Source organism: Anaerococcus sp. AH8042_DFU013_CI05 (assembly GCF_047936775.1).
GTDB lineage: Bacteria > Bacillota > Clostridia > Tissierellales > Peptoniphilaceae > Anaerococcus.
Map to the genome: position 1 here is coordinate 1,136,060 of NZ_CP175954.1, position 15,760 is coordinate 1,151,819.

Sequence of the window (15,760 nt, forward strand, 5' to 3'; positions counted from 1 at the left end):
CATAACTCTTATATTATAGAAATACCCAATTAAAGAAAAAAAACACAGGATTATACTCCTGTGTTCTCCTTTGCCATTTTTTCGCTATGTTCTTTCATTTCCTTATATGAAAATACACATCCACAATATGACTGCCTATATAATTGATATTTTTTTGATAGCTCAATGGACATTTGATAACCATTGCGTTTTTTAAAATCTGAATATAGATATTTTACTCCATATTCTTCTTCTAGCTTCTTGCCTATTTCATTTATCCATTTAGAATTTTTGTATGGAGAGATTGAGAGTGTTGTGCAAAAATAATCATAGCCGTGATCTTTGGCATATTTTGCAGTTTCTCTTAGCCTTAGCTTATAGCAATCATAACAAGCTTCTCCGCCTTCAGCTGAGTCTTTTCTTTTTTTTGCTACATCATAAAAGTCTCTTACATCATTTTCTGGGACAATAACTTTGCCATCTATGCCAATTCTTTTGGCCAAGACACCAACATAATCACTTCTTTTTTCTAATTCTGTTCTTGGATATATCATAGGATTATAAAAATACATATCTATATCAAAATCATCTTTTATCCTATGCATTACTGTTGTCGAACATGGAGCACAGCATACTTGCATAAGAAGTTTTGGTTTTAATCCTTCTTTTCTATTCTTATCTATTATTTTTTCCATTTCTAGATTGTAGTTTATATTATTCATAAAAATGATTATACCTTTAAAATTTCAAATAAAAAAAGCACATATGATATATGTGCTTGTAGTTTCTGTAATATTATCTTTTTGAGAATTGTGAAGATTTTCTTGCTTTCTTTTGACCTGGTTTATATCTTTCTTTTTTACGTGGGTCACGTGTAAGAAATCCTGCTCTTTTTAGAGCTTGTCTGTAATCAGGGTTTACTTCAAGAAGGGCTCTAGCAATAGCGTGTCTGATAGCTCCCGCTTGTCCGTTGTATCCACCACCGTTTACATTAACTTTGATATCAAAGCTATTTTCATTTTCTGTTAGAGCAAGTGGTGCTTTTGCAACGATTCTTAAAGTTTCGAAATCAAAATATTCTTCAATATTTCTACCATTTACTACAATATTTCCGCTGCCTGGTCTCATTGTAACTCTGGCAACTGCGGATTTTCTACGTCCTGTTGATTGAATAATTGTATCTGCCATTTAAGTCTCCTTACTTTAATTCCAATTTTTCAGGCATTTGCGCTTCGTGATTGTGATCAGGGCCTGCTACAACTCTAAGTTTTTTAGCCATTTGGCGACCTAGTTTGTTGTGTGGAAGCATACCGATAACTGCATGTTCAACGATTCTTTCTGGGTGTTTATTCATCATATCTTTGTAAGATGTAATTTTTAAACCACCTGTATAACCTGAATATCTTTTGTATTCTTTTTGGTTTTCTTTGTTACCTGTAAGTCTAACTTTATCAGCATTAACAACAATTACATAATCTCCCATATCCATATTTGGAGTAAATGTAGCTTTGTGTTTACCTCTTAAAATTGCTGCTACTTCTGTAGCAAGACGTCCTAATACAGCTCCTTCTGCATCAACAACATACCATTTTCTTTCGATGTCGTTTGCACTTGGAGTGTAAGTTTTTTGATATTTCATCAATATTCCTCCTATAAAAATTTTCGCCTATCATATTTAGACACCGCAGCTGATAGGTGGCGGCTGTACTCGTCCTGACATTTATTTTTAAAATCGCTTACAGGAAGCGCGATTTGATCGAAAAGTTTCATAAAAGAAACTTCATAGTCGACTGCTATATATTACTATAAATTCTTGACCTTGTCAAGGATTTAATGCATAAAAGTTGTTGGATTTTTCTCCTTACCAAAGATTACTTTTCTATTTTGAATCAATAAGAAAATAAATACCACTACAAATATTATTGCAGAAAGTGCATTTATGGATGGATTTATCCCCCTGCGGGCCATGGAATAAATAGTCATTGAAAGGTTTGAAACCCCATTTCCCGATGTAAAGTATGAAATTGCAAAATCATCTAAGGAAAGAGTAAAAGAAATCAATGCTCCCGCAAAAATTCCATTTTTGATATTTGGTATCAATACTTTTCTGACAGCATATGAAGGTGTTGCACCAAGATCTAGGGCAGCTTCTATAATATTCTTATCCATGGCTTCTACAGCTGGAAGCACTGTCAAAACTACATAGGGAATGCAAAACATAACATGGGATAAAATCATAGTTAAATATCCCAAATTTAACTTCAAAAAACCATATAGACCCATCAATGAAATGGCTGTAATTATATCTGGATTTAAGACTGGCAAATAATTTATATTTAAAATTGCATTTTTCTTTCTGCCACGTAGTTCTGAAATACCGATTGCTGAAAGTGTACCGATAATTGTCGCAACAATAGTCGCTACAACGGCCACTATCAAAGTTGTTTTTACTGCAGAAATTATCTCAGGATTTGAAAAAAGTTCTGTATACCAATCAGTTGTAAAACCTACCCAACGGCCACGAAGTTTACTATCATTAAATGAAAAAACTATCATCACCACAATTGGAGCATACAAAAACAAAAATACAATTATTGTATAAAGGCGTTCTAAAAATTTTCTCATACAATATCCCCTTCCAAATCACGACCAAATCTTCTTTGAATAAATAGGGCTAAAAATAATATCAGCATTAGTATAATTGCAGTTGCCGAACCAAATCCCCAATCACCAGTAAAGGTAAATTGTTGATCAATTAAGTTTCCTATCATATATACTTTTTGACCACCTAATAGGTTAGAAACAACAAAGGTAGAGATCGCCGGGATAAATACCATTATTATTCCAGTATAAACTCCGGGCAATGATAATGGAAATATTACTTTTCTAAATACAGTTTTCATATCAGCCCCGAGATCTAGGGCAGCATCTATTAGGTTTTTATCAACTTTTTTTAGAGCATTATATATTTGTATAACCATAAATGGCAAAAATTCATAAATCATACCTAGGATTACAGCGGTTGGTGTGTACATAATGCCAAGTGGCTCATAGCCAATGGAAACTAAAAATCTATTTAAAACTCCATTTCTACCTAAAAGAGTAATCCATCCATAAGTTCTAAGCAAAAGATTTATCCACATCGGCATTATAAAAACGAAAATTAACGATGATGCTACTGCCTCATCCATTCTTGAAATGATGTAGGCAACGGGATAACCGATAAGTAAACAACCAAGAGTTGCTAAAAAAGATATAAGTAGAGTAATTCCAAGCATTTTTAAATACCTAGGTTCAAAAAATCTAGCGTAGTTTCTTAGACTAAAGGAAAAATTATCAAAAGCTATGGATTCAGACCCATTAAATGAGTAAAGAAGAATCAAAACCAGGGGTAAAATTATAAAAACTCCAGCCCAAACTAGGTAAATATTTAGATATTTTTTCATATAAGATTTCCTCCAGGCTCATAAGCTGATACGCTCTCATCTGTGCTTGATCTTTCTTCCATTACATGGATGGCGTCAGGATCAATTGCAACACCTACATTTGTGCCAATTGCAACATCTTCTGGATGATGAACATTTATCCCAAAATCATCCCCACATACACGAATGTCATAATAGGTTCCTTTAAACATTGAGTTTTGAACAACTCCTTTTAAATTAGCATCTTCCGCTAGATACAAATATTCTGGACGAAGCATAACGCTAACATTTTTGCCAGGCTTTACCTTATCAACGCAAGGATAATCATGACCTAAGAAATTTACCTTGGAACGGTCGACCATTTTGCCTCGAAAAATATTTGAATCTCCCAAGAAATTTGCTACAAATGCATTAACTGGTTCTTCGTAAATGTATTGAGGAGTTCCAAATTGTTCTATAACTCCCTTATTCATAACTGCAATCTTATCTGACATAGACAATGCTTCTTCTTGATCGTGGGTTACGTAAATAAAGGTAATTCCTACTTCTTTTTGAATATTTTTTAGCTCTATTTGCATTCTTTTTCTAAGCTTTAAATCAAGGGCTCCTAACGGCTCATCAAATAATATTATTTCTGGCTCATTTACTAAGGCGCGAGCAATGGCAACCCTTTGTTTTTGTCCACCAGATAATCTTGAAATATCCCTATTGCCATAATTTGCTAAATCTACTAATTCTAAAGCTTTTTCTACCTTTTTTTTGATTTCACTTTCATTTGTTTTTTTGATTCTTAGTCCAAATGCAACATTGTCAAATACATTTAGATGAGGAAAAAGTGCATAGTTTTGAAAAACTGTATTTATATTTCTTTCATTCGGAGGTATTTTTGATATATCCTTGCCCTCAAAAATTACTTCTCCACTGTCTGGTTTTTCAAATCCCCCGATAATTCTTAAAGTAGTTGTTTTTCCACAACCTGATGGACCAATTAGAGTTAAAAACTCGCCTCTTTCTACATCTAAATCAATAGATTTTAGTATTTGTTTTTCATCATAAAATTTATCTATATTCCTTAATTGTAAAACTTCGCTCATTATATCCTCCTAATATGATGCAAGAACTTCCACCCACAAGTCGTTGTACACTTGCATATAATCTTCTAAGTCTTTAAACATTTCTGGTTGTGGATGTTTTGAAAAGTCTGGATATGCTTCTTCTGATTCTGCTATGTATTCTGGGAGATTTTCCCTTACTCCATCTACAACACTAGTAAAACCTTCCATCCACTCAGCATTTGCTGTAGCCACTTTTGGATCTGTAAAATAATTTATAAATATTTCAGCATTTTTTTTGTTTTTTGCGCCCTTTGGTATGGCAAGATTATCAACCTGCATATTCATCCCTTCTTCAGGAGTAACATATTTTAAGTTTTCATTTTGAGTTCTCATTAAGAGTGCATCACCAGAGTACATGACAGTAATTGCAGCATCACCTTGTACCACCAAATCACGAGCCTCATCTGTAAGATATGCATATACCAAAGGTTTTTGCTTGATCAATTCATTTTTTGCTTCATTTAGTTGATCCATATCTTGTGTATTTATAGAATATCCTAATTTTTGCAAGGCAACTGACATGGAAAGTCTTGGCAAATCATACATTATTATTTCGCCCTTATATTTTGGATTCCAAAGGTCGGCCCATTTTGTGATAGGTTCTTTTATAATATCGGTATTGTAAACTATGCCAAAATGGGAGGCAAAATACGGAACTGTGTACTCGTTTTTTGGATCATAATCTAGCCCCTTATATTTTTCGTTTATATATTTAAAGTTAGGAACATTTGAAAAATCAATTTTTTCCAACATATCATTTTTTAATAGTCTTTCTACCATATAATCACTTGGAACTATTACATCATAATTATTTGATGATTGGGAAAGCTTTATAAACATTTCCTCATCAGATGTAAAGGTTTCATAGACAACATCAATGCCAGTTTCTTTTTCAAACTCTGGTATCAAATCCATGTCTAGATACTCCCCAGCATTAAAAACTACAACTTGATTTTTATCTTTGCTGGAGCATGATGTTAAAATTAGTAAGATAAATCCCATCAAAAAAATTTTCTTTTTCATAATTCCTCCTTTTTTAAAATTAGACAAAAAAAGTCCTTGCACATTATTTTGAACAAGGATTTTATAATCATACCTACTTACTCATTATTTAAACCCTCTAGGTATGAAGTTTATTATCAGGATTTGGCAATTTGCCCCCTGTGGTTGTGAGTTTTAACCATATAAATGAGTCTAAAGTATGGCTAAATGTGAGTTGCCCCACCAGTTCTTACCCCACAGGTGTTCTTAATGTATTTTTAAATTTATTAGATTGTAACTACCCCAATTATAAGGTTAAATATTTCAAATGTCAAACTAAATTTTACTAGTTTAACACACGGAATTGATAGTGATAATCATTGCAATTTAAATATTTAGAGTTGATTTTAAAATTAAATTTTATAAGCTTCTTTTATATCAAAGGCATGGTTCATAGGTCCACTGCCTTTACCTAAATCTAGTCCATCTTTTAAGGCGCCTTCTAGATACTTTTTTGCATTTCTTACAGATTCTTCTAGAGATTTATCTTTTGCAAGATTTGCAGCAATTGCTGATGAAAGTGTACATCCAGTTCCATGAGTATTTTCGTTTTTTATGCGTTTCCCCTCAATCCATGTAATATTTAGTGAATCAATTTCAAATAATACATCATTTGCATCATTTATTGAGTGACCACCCTTTACAAGCACACTTACTCCCAGTTCATTAGCCATTTTTTCAGCAGCTACTTCCATATCTATTTCATTTTTTATTTGCATATTCGCTAATATTTCTGCCTCTGGGATATTTGGTGTAATAAGGTCAGCTAGAGGAATTAATTTTTCTTTTAAAGTATCAATTGCATCATCTTTTAAAAGCTTTGCCCCACTTGTTGCTACCATTACTGGATCTAGGACTATGTTTTTTGCTTGATATTCTTCTAATTTTTCTGCAATAGCAGTAATTAATTCTTTATCAGAGACCATACCAATTTTTACTGCATCTGGATAAATATCAGTAAAAATTGCATCAATTTGTGATTTTAAAAATTCTGGGCTTACATCCATTATGTCCGTAACACCTGTTGTATTTTGGGCAGTCAAAGCTGTAATGGCAGACATAGCAAAAACCCCATTTAAAGTCATGGCCTTAAGATCGGCTTGGATTCCTGCTCCACCTGATGAATCTGAACCTGCAATTGTTAAAGCTGTTTTCATTATTTTCCTCCTAAATTTATAAAAAAAAGAATACCACTTAGGGTATTCTAAAACTACAAAATTTAAAATTTATACTTTGCCATTAACTAAATAAGCTAAGGCCGATGGTATAGTTCTATTTTAGAACTCCCCATATTTACTAAAATATTTCATTGATATTTTCATTGTATAAAATTCAGTTTTCTTTGTCAATTTATTTATTTTTCATATTCTTATAGGTTGCTGGTGAAAATAATAATATCATTGGGTAAAGTTCTAGTCTTCCAAATAGCATTGCAAGGGTTAAAGTAAATTTTGATAGGTATCCTAAATTTACAAAACTATTTATAGGACCAAACTCCCCAAGTCCTGGACCAACATTGTTATATGTGGTTGCAACTGCTGTAAATGATGTTTCTAGGTCATTTGTTTCTAATGTCACTATTAGCATAAATATTATAAACACTAATAAATAAACTAGTAAATATTTATTTACAGAATTTTCAACTTCATCATCTACTTTTTTGCCGTCTAGTTTGTTTACAGTAACTCTCATTGGATTTATGGTTTGTTTGACTTGATTTATTGCAGATTTACATAACATAGTTATTCTTGAAACTTTTAGACCACCAGCTGTAGATCCTGCAGACCCACCTATAAACATTAATAAAATTAAAATATTTCTAGAAAACATTGGCCATTTTCCATAGTGGGCGGATACATATCCTGTTGTAGTAATAATAGAGCTAACTGTAAAAAATGAGTTTACCCCAGCATAGAACTTATCATCATACATTCCTGAAATATTTATAAAAATTAGGATTGATGAGATGGCAACTATTATAGCATACCATTTTAATTCTTCTGACTTAAAGCTATCTTTTACAGATCTAAATATAGCATAATAATAAAGATTAAAGTTTACTCCAAATAAAAATATTGCTATACCAAGGACTATTTCAATATATCTAGAATCATAATAACCAACAGAAATACCACTATTTGCAAAACCACCAGTTCCTGCTGCACCAAAGGCATAAATTATGCTATCAAACAAATTCATGCCGCCAAAAAGTAAAAATATTACTGTAATTGCTGTCATTACCAAATATATAATATACAAAACTCTTGCAGTGTGTGAAAGTTTTGGTGTAACTTTTCCAAAAGTTGGCCCTGGTACTTCTGCTTGCATTAGATTGGTTGATTCTTTATTTGCCATTGGCAAAACTGCAAGAGTAAATACCAAAATACCCATTCCGCCTATAAGATGGGAAAATGATCTCCAAAAAATTATAGAATGTGGCAAAAGTTCTACATCTAATGCAACCGAAGCTCCACAAGTAGTAAAACCACTTGCCATTTCAAAAAATGCATCAATGAAAGAAGGATAATTTGATGGAGTCAAATATAAGGGAATAGCTCCAATTAAAGAATACAACACCCAGCAAAAGGCTGTTGTAAACATAGCCTCTTTTGTAAAAATGTGGCCTTGTTCACTTCCTAATTTTACTAAAATAGTGCCAGCTAGGCCTGATATGATCATAGGAATTATAAAATTAATTTTTTCATTTGTGGGTTCTTTATAAATAAATGCTACTATCAAAGGTAAGACCATCAGTACTGCTAAAACTTGTAAAAGTCTACCTATGGCATTATTTATTATTTTTAAATTCATACTTACTCCAATATATCATCGATTTGAGTAATATTTTTACTTTTTGTAATAATCATTACCCTATCTCCCCTATCGATTATCGAATTACCAGTTGCTACTTCTATCTGACCATTTAATTCGCTATGTTCTATTACAGCTACTAAGGTATCAGGTCTTATATTTACATCTTTTAGTCTTTGATTAAATATTCTAGAATTTTCACCAACTTCAAATTCTAAGACTTCAACTTGGTCTCCCTCAAGTTTATAAAGATTGTTTAAATAAGAAAGACCTCTTGCATCATATCTAGATCTAATTATCCTGTTAATATAATTACTAGCTGCAGACTTTGGAGTAAAGGTAGCATCAATATCTAATATTCCTGTTAGTTTTAGTAAATTTGTCCTATTTACTTTTGAAATTATCTTATCAATACCATATCTTTGGGCAATTAGAGCTATTAGTATATTTTCTTCATCGATACCTGTTAGTGAAATAACTGCATCAAAACTATCAATTCTTGCTTCTTCAAGGATGTCTGGGTCAGAACCATCAGCATTTATTACTATAGCTTCACTGTATTTTTCTTGGATATCAATGGCTTTTTCTCTATTAATTTCAATGATTGTAACATTAAAGTGTCTTTCAAGCAGTAGATGAGTTAAATGATGGGTAATATTGCTTGCTCCAATAATTAGGATATCTTTCATCCTAATATTTTCAGGAATTTCAGCCTTATAGAATAAATCTACATCATCTTTACTACCCATTACATAAATCTTTTGCCCAGCTTCTAGGATAAAATCACCATTAGGTATATAAACTTGTTCATTTTCAATAACCATACCAATTAAAACGTCAAATTGATTCAAATAAGAATCAGCATCTTTTAGTCTTAGTCCGTTTAATCTTGAATTTGAGTTTATGGTAATTTCAATAATCAATGCTCTTTCTTCGAGGAAGCTTTGTACATTTCTTGCATGGGAGTATTTTATTGATCTTTGGATTTCTTTAGCTGCAAGATATTCTGGATTTATAATCAACTTTGATCCAGATATTTCTCGGATTTGATCTAAGTGGCTTATATACTTTGGGTCACGAAGTCTTGTTATAATTTCTTTTGCACCTAAAGACCTTGCCAGAGCTGCTGATATTAAGTTTGTATCATCATCTCGAGTAAGGGCTATAAATAAATCACAATTACCTACATTTGCCTCTTTTAAAATATTAAGGTCAGTTCCATCACCAACCAAAGCCATTACATCATTTTGTTCAAGCAATCTGTTTAATACATCCTTATTATGGTCAATTAATAAAATGTTATGATCTTGTAAGGATAATTCGTTTGTTAAATGGGAACCCACCTTTCCTGCTCCCAAAATTATAATATTCATACAATCCTCCTAAGCCTAATCAGTATAGCACTTTTATATTTAAAATCAAATATGAAAAAACTATACTCTATTTGCTAGTAATTTTAATACTTATTTTTTTGTAAGTTGGAGGGCTTAACAATAGTAATAGAGGATAAATTTCTAGTCTACCTAAAAGCATTGCAAAAGATATTAATATATGATAATGGAATAGCTATAAATAGCGAATAAAAAATCCAACATATAGCTACTAGAGTCAAGGCATCCTTGATATTAAAAGTTTTTTTAACATTTATTTTATCAATTAATATGTATCTGCTAAAACATATTCTAGTACATCTGGATCTTTTTCTATTATCAATACATCATGGCCTTCTTCCGCTAGAATCAAAACTATATAAGATTCGACAGATCCTATCACTATTATGACTATTCTCATCATATGTCCATTCTAATATAATTATGTTTTTATAACAAATATTGGATAATTGAAATAAAAAAAGAGGCCTAGGGCCTCAATTTTTTATAATTTTATTTATTGTCTTGCTTTAAAAATTCATAAGCATATTGGGCTAGTAATAAGGCTCCATCTTTAAATGCTTTTTCATCTGGGTTAAAGTCTTGAGCATGGTTGATTGGAAAAGTTGATGGATCCTCTGGATTCATTGCTCCAATACACATATAAGCTCCTGGCATTCCTTCAAATTCATCATAGCCTGCAAGTAAAAATCCAAAATCTTCTGATCCAGCAACTTTCATATCAGTCATTACTTTATCTTCACCAAATAAATCTCTAGCAACTTTTACAGCTGTGTCTGTAGAAGTTTTTTCATTTATAACTGGACCTGCACCTTGGTTGTAGGTGAATTCGCAAGATCCCCCATAAAGTTTTGCTGATAAGTCAGCTATTTCTTTTAGTTCATTTAAAAATTTATCCGCTGATTCATTTGAGAAAAATCTAAAACTTCCGACTAATTTAGCTTCACTAGCCACTGCATTTGCAACTGATCCACCAGAAATCGTTCCATAATTTAAAACTATTGGTTCATTTAGGGCATCCACTTTTCTAGCAACTGCACCATTTGCTCCATTTATAAAAGTATTTAGCATCATAATTGCATCATGTCCTTCAAATGGAGTTGAGCCGTGAGCAGATTTTCCCTTGAAGTTTACTTCAAAAAAATAATTTCCTGCCATTACTTGGTCATATCCAGTAGCTGCATATCCAAGCGGAATGTTTGTGAAAATATGGATTGCAAATCCACTATCAACACCTTTTGTAACGCCTTGCTTTACAACTGCTTTTCCACCATCACCAGTTTCTTCTCCTGGTTGGAATAAAAGTCTAACTGTTCCTGGTAATTCATCTTTTATTTCTAAAAGTGCACGAGTTGCTGCAAGTAACATTGCTGTATGGGTATCGTGGCCACAAGCATGGGATTTGCCGGCATTTTTAGATTTAAAGTCAAAATCATTTGTCTCTTGGATTGGCAAAGCATCAAAATCTGCACGTAGTAAAACAGTTTTTCCTTCACTTTCTGGGTTTATTTCCGCAATTAGTCCGGTTGGATCAAGTTGTTTTACTTCTAGTCCATAGGATTCCAATTCTTTTTTTATAAAGTCATTGGTTTCTTTTTCTTCCATGGATAATTCTGGATTTTGGTGAAGCTTACGTCTTTGTTCTATTATTTTTTCTTCATCATTATATATAAGTTCTTTTAATTTTTCATTTATCATAATTCATCTCCCTTATATATTATTCATACCCTTTGATTCATAAACTTTTTTCTCATTATTATCGATAGTTTTTGATTTATAATCTAAATAGTGATCGGAAAGCTCTCCCACTACTAGGGTAAGTGCAATCAGAACATAAACTAAAGCAGCTAGTAAAATTATTAATATAAGTCCTATGGCAATCGTACCATCTAATCCATTAAAAATAGCTGATAATATAACTATAAATAAAAACACTGGTACTATTATCCATTTTAAAAATGTAATAATAGTTTTACCAAACAAGTCTTTACCAACTTTAAATACTTTTTTAAACATTTCTCCAAAAGTTAAATTTGGATTATCCGCTATCACAAAAAATTGATAGCTTATAAAAACTCCATAAATAATCAAAGCAAGTATCAAAAGTAAAAATACGCCTATACCAGCCCCTAAACCTGAGGGGTCATTTCCAGTGGCTAAACTAAGCACAATTGATGCTACTATTCCAGTAGCAAAAATAATAATTGCAAGTGTTAGAATTATTGAAATCAAAAATGCTAAGAAAAATGATTTAAAATTGAAATGGTTTATATTATCAAAATATTCTCCAACAGTACCCATCCTATTAGAAATCAGTCCTCTAGCTATAATAAAATTAAATATAACATAAACTGCTGTTCTTAATATATTGGAAACAATACCTGATAACGATATAGTCATTGCCTCTAAATCAGCACTTGCTTGAGACAAAATCACGCTAATTATTGCAATAATTACTATCATGATAAGATTGATAATAAATACTGAAGAAAATTTATAATCTCTTTTCAAAATCTACTCCTTTTCCGTTTCTTCCTTTTTAGGAAATACTTCCTTTTTTACATCCATAGACTCATTGCCTATGTAATCTAGATACACATTTGAGTATTTTATTGTGATAAATATATCCCAAATCTCTCCTAATATAACTATTATTAATGCTAAAAATGGAATGCCACCAATATCTATAAAACCTTGATATCCTGATAAAATAATGAGTACTAAAACAAATCCTGGTAATAGGACATACTTCAAAAATATTTTTATGGTGTGACCAGTTAAGTCTTTACCAACTTTAAATATATGTCTAATTAAAAATGTGAATGGCAAATCGTCCCTATCCGCTACAACAAAATATCTATAGTTTATATATATCAAGAAAATTAAATAAACTATTAATAAAACAATATGTATGATAAGCCCCATCCCTGTTAAAAAGAGTGAGTCAGAAAATAGTAAATATATAAATTCTATTGCATTATCACTATCATTGATCAATTCAAATATAGCTTTAATAAGTTCTAGGAAAAATAAAACTCCTATAGAATTAAAAGTTAGGTGTTTAATATTATGTAAGTAATCTTTAAAATTACCCATCCTATTATGGATAAGACCATAGGAAATTATGTATCTTGTTACAATTATTATAATTGTCGATAAAAATATATATCCTAAATCTACCACTGAGCTATCAAGGACCGATTCATATATCAAAAGTAAAACAATTTGGATAATAAGTGACAACATCACAACACCAATAATAGGACCTATCTTGTAATCTCTATTCATAGTCACCCCCTCATATGTATCTGATTGTTATTAACTTACCCAAAGATGGGTAATTGTATACTAAGAGGTGATAAATATGATTATTAGATTTGATGAAGACCAACTAAAAGCACTTGCCTTTGATGGAGATGAGCAAGTAGGCTATTGCGAAGTAGAAGAAAAAATTGATAGTACATGGGCAATTACACATACAGTTGTAGATGAAGAATATAGGGGCAAAGGGGTTGCTGAAGACTTAGTAGATAAAGTTTGTGAACAAGCACGTGGCAACTACAAAAAAATTCTTCCAATTTGCTCATATGCAGTTAAAAAGTTTGAGGAAGAGCCAGAAAAATACGGTGATATTGACGCAAGAGCATAAAGTTAACTGAGGATTCTCCTCAGTTTTTTTGTGCTTATTTTACTGCTTAAAAGGAAAATAAATCTTTACCAAAACCTCTACATTTGATATTATATTTAAAACCAAAGATAATGAGGAAAAATTTTGAAAAAAGATTTAAAAAGACAAATAGCAATCCTAAGTATCGCCCTATATGTTGCTAGCAATAGTATCATATCCGGTGCCCTTGTTTTTATGCAAAAAGACTTTGGGATTTCTATTACCAATGCAGAATCACTAATAACTTTATCATCTATAACCTCGATTATTACCATTTTTCTAAGTGAAAAACTTACTAAAAAAGTAGGGATGAAAAAGTGTGTTTTAATCGGTCTTTTTTTAGTAGGTATATCTTCCATTTTGCCAATTATAAAAACTACTTATACCTCCGTTTTCATCAGTCGACTAATAATGGGAGCTGGTGTAGGTTTGTTTAATGGTCACAGTGCAAATTATATAAATATATTTTACGAGGGTGATAAGGCCTATAGGCTCCATGGTATAAGAAACTCAACAGAATTTATTTCACAAATGGTATTTTTATTTATAGCAGGACTTTTTATTAAGATTCACTGGAAGTATGCATTTTTAGTTTATTCTTTTGCTTTTTTCACTATGGTATACTTTAACAAAATCATTCCAGAAATAGATATAAATGATAATACAGATCTTGGAAAATTTACTATTAATAAACAAATATTTTTCTACATATTTTTTGCCGCGGTAATGATTATGAATGTATCAGCCTTAAGCGTGCGTTTTCCAACCATTGCTACCAATCAAAAAGGTCTAGGAGTTGATGCCAATTTATATATGATAATACTGCCTATGTCGGGTATGATTTTTGGATTTTTATTTGGTATTATAAATCGTATTTTGCGTCATAAAACTATCTTGCTGGGTCTTTTTGTATATATAGTAGTAAATCTAGTTCTAGCTTTTTTTGGAAATGATATGTATATATTTTTAATTTGTATGGTTTTCATTGCATTTTCTCAATCCCTATGTATCCCCTATCTTTTTACAGAAGTATCAAGATTTGTAAAAGGATCCCATGCTAGAATTGCAAACAACCTTATTTTTATAGGTTGTAATGTAGGCGGATTTCTTGCACCATTTTTCCTAAAGGGTGTAAATGAGCTTTTAAAAACTAATTCCCTAACCCTTGCATTTGCTGCCTTTAGCGTAATTTACGGGCTAATGCTAATCTTAAATATATATGAAACCAGCAAAATTAGGTCATAAAAATAGAGCAGGATTTCTGCTCTATTTTTAATTTATAAATATTGATAAGTCTAGTTCTTGGCCTAACATATTAAAAATTTCTTTGCCCCTAATGCTATTTCCAGTTTCATCAAGCCTTGGTGAATAAACTCCTATGCCGCACACTCCCGGAACTACTCCTAAAATACCTCCAGAAACTCCAGATTTTGACGGAATACCCACATTCATTAAATATCTTCCAGAATTTTCATACATGCCACAAGTTGCCATTTGGCTTAGGACAATTTGTACTTCCGACTTTGATAAAAGATTGTAATGGGTTTCTAAATCACATCCCCTATTTGCAAGGGCTGCACCCATTTTAGAAAGATCTGTCACATTTGTAGAAATTGAGCATGCTCTTATGTATAAATCCAAGACTTTTTCTGGATCATCTTCAAATATTTCCTTACTTTTTAGATAGTAAGAAATAGCCTTATTCCTGTCAGTAGTCTCCATTTCTGACTTATAGACCTCATCCATTAGATAAGCTTTTTCTTTTTTGGATAGTTTTTTATAAAAGTCTAGGATCCTTTCAAATTTGTCATCAACACTAGTTCCTAAAATCATAGAAGCTGTCGTAATGGCCCCTGCATTTATAAAAGGATTTGCGGCCTTATCAGTTATCGGAACTAAAGAATTAAATTCATAACTAGTCGGTTCACTACCAACCTTGCTAAAAACAGCTTCTGGATCATTATCATGAAGAGCCATTATTAAAAGTAAGACCTTTGATATAGATTGGAGGGAAAATTCATAATCAGAGGATCCATAATTGAATGTCTCCCCAGTTACAGATGTTATGCTTAAGGCAAAATTATCAGGATCAACATTAGCAAGCTCAGGTATATAACTTGCAAGCTCACCTTGACCAATACATGACTCACTAGTTTTTATTACACTTTTTATTTTTTCATCAATAAATTCTCTGTTATATAACATATTTACACCTCATATAAAGATATACCCAGATTTTTGCTTTGATTTTCCAAAAATATTCTCTTACCCCCTTAAAATTGACAACCTATGCAATTTCTTTTAAAATTATACTATAGTACTTTACAAGGG

Annotated in this window: 17 protein-coding genes; 2 read left to right on the top strand and 15 right to left on the bottom strand. The window is 31.7% G+C overall.

All coding sequences use genetic code 11. The features are described 5' to 3' along the window. Positions 1–50: 50 nt before the first annotated feature. The 14 genes from ACKRLN_RS05900 to ACKRLN_RS05965 all read right to left on the bottom strand — a co-directional run bounded on the left by ACKRLN_RS05900 (position 51) and on the right by ACKRLN_RS05965 (position 13,050). Entirely contained in the window at positions 51–701 is a 651-nt protein-coding gene (locus ACKRLN_RS05900; protein ID WP_416334572.1) for an epoxyqueuosine reductase QueH, read from the bottom strand. Positions 702–774: 73 nt separating this feature from the next. Then, entirely contained in the window at positions 775–1,167 is a 393-nt protein-coding gene (rpsI, locus tag ACKRLN_RS05905; RefSeq protein WP_203126392.1) for a 30S ribosomal protein S9, read from the bottom strand. Between the two features lie 10 nt (positions 1,168–1,177). After that, positions 1,178–1,618, bottom strand: a complete 441-nt coding sequence (gene rplM / locus ACKRLN_RS05910; RefSeq protein ID WP_416334573.1) for a 50S ribosomal protein L13 — start codon at positions 1,616–1,618, stop codon at positions 1,178–1,180. Between the two features lie 191 nt (positions 1,619–1,809). Further along, entirely contained in the window at positions 1,810–2,604 is a 795-nt protein-coding gene (locus ACKRLN_RS05915; RefSeq protein WP_262121810.1) for an ABC transporter permease, read from the bottom strand. After that, positions 2,601–3,425 carry an ABC transporter permease gene (locus ACKRLN_RS05920; protein ID WP_416334574.1) on the bottom strand — a complete coding sequence of 275 codons (825 nt, stop codon included), beginning with the start codon at positions 3,423–3,425 and terminating at the stop codon, positions 2,601–2,603. The genes ACKRLN_RS05915 and ACKRLN_RS05920 overlap by 4 nt, the downstream gene beginning before the upstream one ends. After that, positions 3,422–4,498 carry an ABC transporter ATP-binding protein gene (locus ACKRLN_RS05925; RefSeq protein WP_416334575.1) on the bottom strand — a complete coding sequence of 359 codons (1,077 nt, stop codon included), beginning with the start codon at positions 4,496–4,498 and terminating at the stop codon, positions 3,422–3,424. Before ACKRLN_RS05925 ends, ACKRLN_RS05920 begins: the two co-directional genes overlap by 4 nt. Before the next feature lie 9 nt (positions 4,499–4,507). Continuing rightward, positions 4,508–5,542, bottom strand: a complete 1,035-nt coding sequence (locus ACKRLN_RS05930) for an ABC transporter substrate-binding protein (RefSeq protein ID WP_203126381.1) — start codon at positions 5,540–5,542, stop codon at positions 4,508–4,510. Between the two features lie 371 nt (positions 5,543–5,913). Then, the gene (gene thiD / locus ACKRLN_RS05935) at positions 5,914–6,717 is read right to left on the bottom strand and encodes a bifunctional hydroxymethylpyrimidine kinase/phosphomethylpyrimidine kinase (protein ID WP_416334576.1); all 804 of its coding nucleotides are present in this window, start codon (positions 6,715–6,717) and stop codon (positions 5,914–5,916) included. 193 nt (positions 6,718–6,910) lie between these two features. After that, positions 6,911–8,371, bottom strand: coding sequence for a TrkH family potassium uptake protein (locus ACKRLN_RS05940; protein ID WP_416334577.1), 1,461 nt, complete (start codon positions 8,369–8,371; stop codon positions 6,911–6,913). Positions 8,372–8,373: 2 nt separating this feature from the next. After that, the gene (trkA, locus tag ACKRLN_RS05945; protein ID WP_416334578.1) at positions 8,374–9,744 is read right to left on the bottom strand and encodes a Trk system potassium transporter TrkA; all 1,371 of its coding nucleotides are present in this window, start codon (positions 9,742–9,744) and stop codon (positions 8,374–8,376) included. Positions 9,745–10,027: 283 nt separating this feature from the next. Then, the gene (locus tag ACKRLN_RS05950; protein WP_416334579.1) at positions 10,028–10,165 is read right to left on the bottom strand and encodes a hypothetical protein; all 138 of its coding nucleotides are present in this window, start codon (positions 10,163–10,165) and stop codon (positions 10,028–10,030) included. An 89-nt stretch (positions 10,166–10,254) separates the two neighbouring features. Next, the gene (locus tag ACKRLN_RS05955) at positions 10,255–11,460 is read right to left on the bottom strand and encodes a M20 metallopeptidase family protein (protein ID WP_416334580.1); all 1,206 of its coding nucleotides are present in this window, start codon (positions 11,458–11,460) and stop codon (positions 10,255–10,257) included. Between the two features lie 12 nt (positions 11,461–11,472). Beyond that, positions 11,473–12,273, bottom strand: a complete 801-nt coding sequence (locus ACKRLN_RS05960; protein WP_416334581.1) for a hypothetical protein — start codon at positions 12,271–12,273, stop codon at positions 11,473–11,475. 3 nt (positions 12,274–12,276) lie between these two features. Continuing rightward, positions 12,277–13,050 (bottom strand): hypothetical protein, encoded by a 774-nt coding sequence (locus tag ACKRLN_RS05965; RefSeq protein WP_203126367.1) that lies wholly within the window; start codon positions 13,048–13,050, stop codon positions 12,277–12,279. Between the two features lie 76 nt (positions 13,051–13,126). On the opposite strand from ACKRLN_RS05965, the gene ACKRLN_RS05970 reads away from it, so the two are divergent. Next, positions 13,127–13,411, top strand: a complete 285-nt coding sequence (locus ACKRLN_RS05970) for a GNAT family N-acetyltransferase (RefSeq protein WP_416334582.1) — start codon at positions 13,127–13,129, stop codon at positions 13,409–13,411. Between the two features lie 123 nt (positions 13,412–13,534). Then, positions 13,535–14,674, top strand: a complete 1,140-nt coding sequence (locus ACKRLN_RS05975) for an MFS transporter (RefSeq protein ID WP_416334583.1) — start codon at positions 13,535–13,537, stop codon at positions 14,672–14,674. A 27-nt stretch (positions 14,675–14,701) separates the two neighbouring features. On the opposite strand, the gene glsA is transcribed toward ACKRLN_RS05975, so the two are convergent. Further along, positions 14,702–15,634 (bottom strand): glutaminase A, encoded by a 933-nt coding sequence (glsA, locus tag ACKRLN_RS05980; protein ID WP_203126363.1) that lies wholly within the window; start codon positions 15,632–15,634, stop codon positions 14,702–14,704. Between the last annotated feature and the right edge of the window lie 126 nt (positions 15,635–15,760).

What these genes read in the sequence shown, in the direction of transcription:
- rplM (WP_416334573.1), bottom strand. Translation starts at nt 1,618, where the DNA reads ATGAAATATCAAAAAACTTACACTCCAAGTGCAAACGACATCGAAAGA.
- ACKRLN_RS05965 (WP_203126367.1), bottom strand. Translation starts at nt 13,050, where the DNA reads ATGAATAGAGATTACAAGATAGGTCCTATTATTGGTGTTGTGATGTTG.
- glsA (WP_203126363.1), bottom strand. Translation starts at nt 15,634, where the DNA reads ATGTTATATAACAGAGAATTTATTGATGAAAAAATAAAAAGTGTAATA.
- ACKRLN_RS05940 (WP_416334577.1), bottom strand. Translation starts at nt 8,371, where the DNA reads ATGAATTTAAAAATAATAAATAATGCCATAGGTAGACTTTTACAAGTT.
- trkA (WP_416334578.1), bottom strand. Translation starts at nt 9,744, where the DNA reads ATGAATATTATAATTTTGGGAGCAGGAAAGGTGGGTTCCCATTTAACA.
- ACKRLN_RS05925 (WP_416334575.1), bottom strand. Translation starts at nt 4,498, where the DNA reads ATGAGCGAAGTTTTACAATTAAGGAATATAGATAAATTTTATGATGAA.
- rpsI (WP_203126392.1), bottom strand. Translation starts at nt 1,167, where the DNA reads ATGGCAGATACAATTATTCAATCAACAGGACGTAGAAAATCCGCAGTT.
- ACKRLN_RS05920 (WP_416334574.1), bottom strand. Translation starts at nt 3,425, where the DNA reads ATGAAAAAATATCTAAATATTTACCTAGTTTGGGCTGGAGTTTTTATA.
- ACKRLN_RS05900 (WP_416334572.1), bottom strand. Translation starts at nt 701, where the DNA reads ATGAATAATATAAACTACAATCTAGAAATGGAAAAAATAATAGATAAG.
- thiD (WP_416334576.1), bottom strand. Translation starts at nt 6,717, where the DNA reads ATGAAAACAGCTTTAACAATTGCAGGTTCAGATTCATCAGGTGGAGCA.
- ACKRLN_RS05915 (WP_262121810.1), bottom strand. Translation starts at nt 2,604, where the DNA reads ATGAGAAAATTTTTAGAACGCCTTTATACAATAATTGTATTTTTGTTT.
- ACKRLN_RS05955 (WP_416334580.1), bottom strand. Translation starts at nt 11,460, where the DNA reads ATGATAAATGAAAAATTAAAAGAACTTATATATAATGATGAAGAAAAA.
- ACKRLN_RS05930 (WP_203126381.1), bottom strand. Translation starts at nt 5,542, where the DNA reads ATGAAAAAGAAAATTTTTTTGATGGGATTTATCTTACTAATTTTAACA.
- ACKRLN_RS05950 (WP_416334579.1), bottom strand. Translation starts at nt 10,165, where the DNA reads ATGATGAGAATAGTCATAATAGTGATAGGATCTGTCGAATCTTATATA.
- ACKRLN_RS05970 (WP_416334582.1), top strand. Translation starts at nt 13,127, where the DNA reads ATGATTATTAGATTTGATGAAGACCAACTAAAAGCACTTGCCTTTGAT.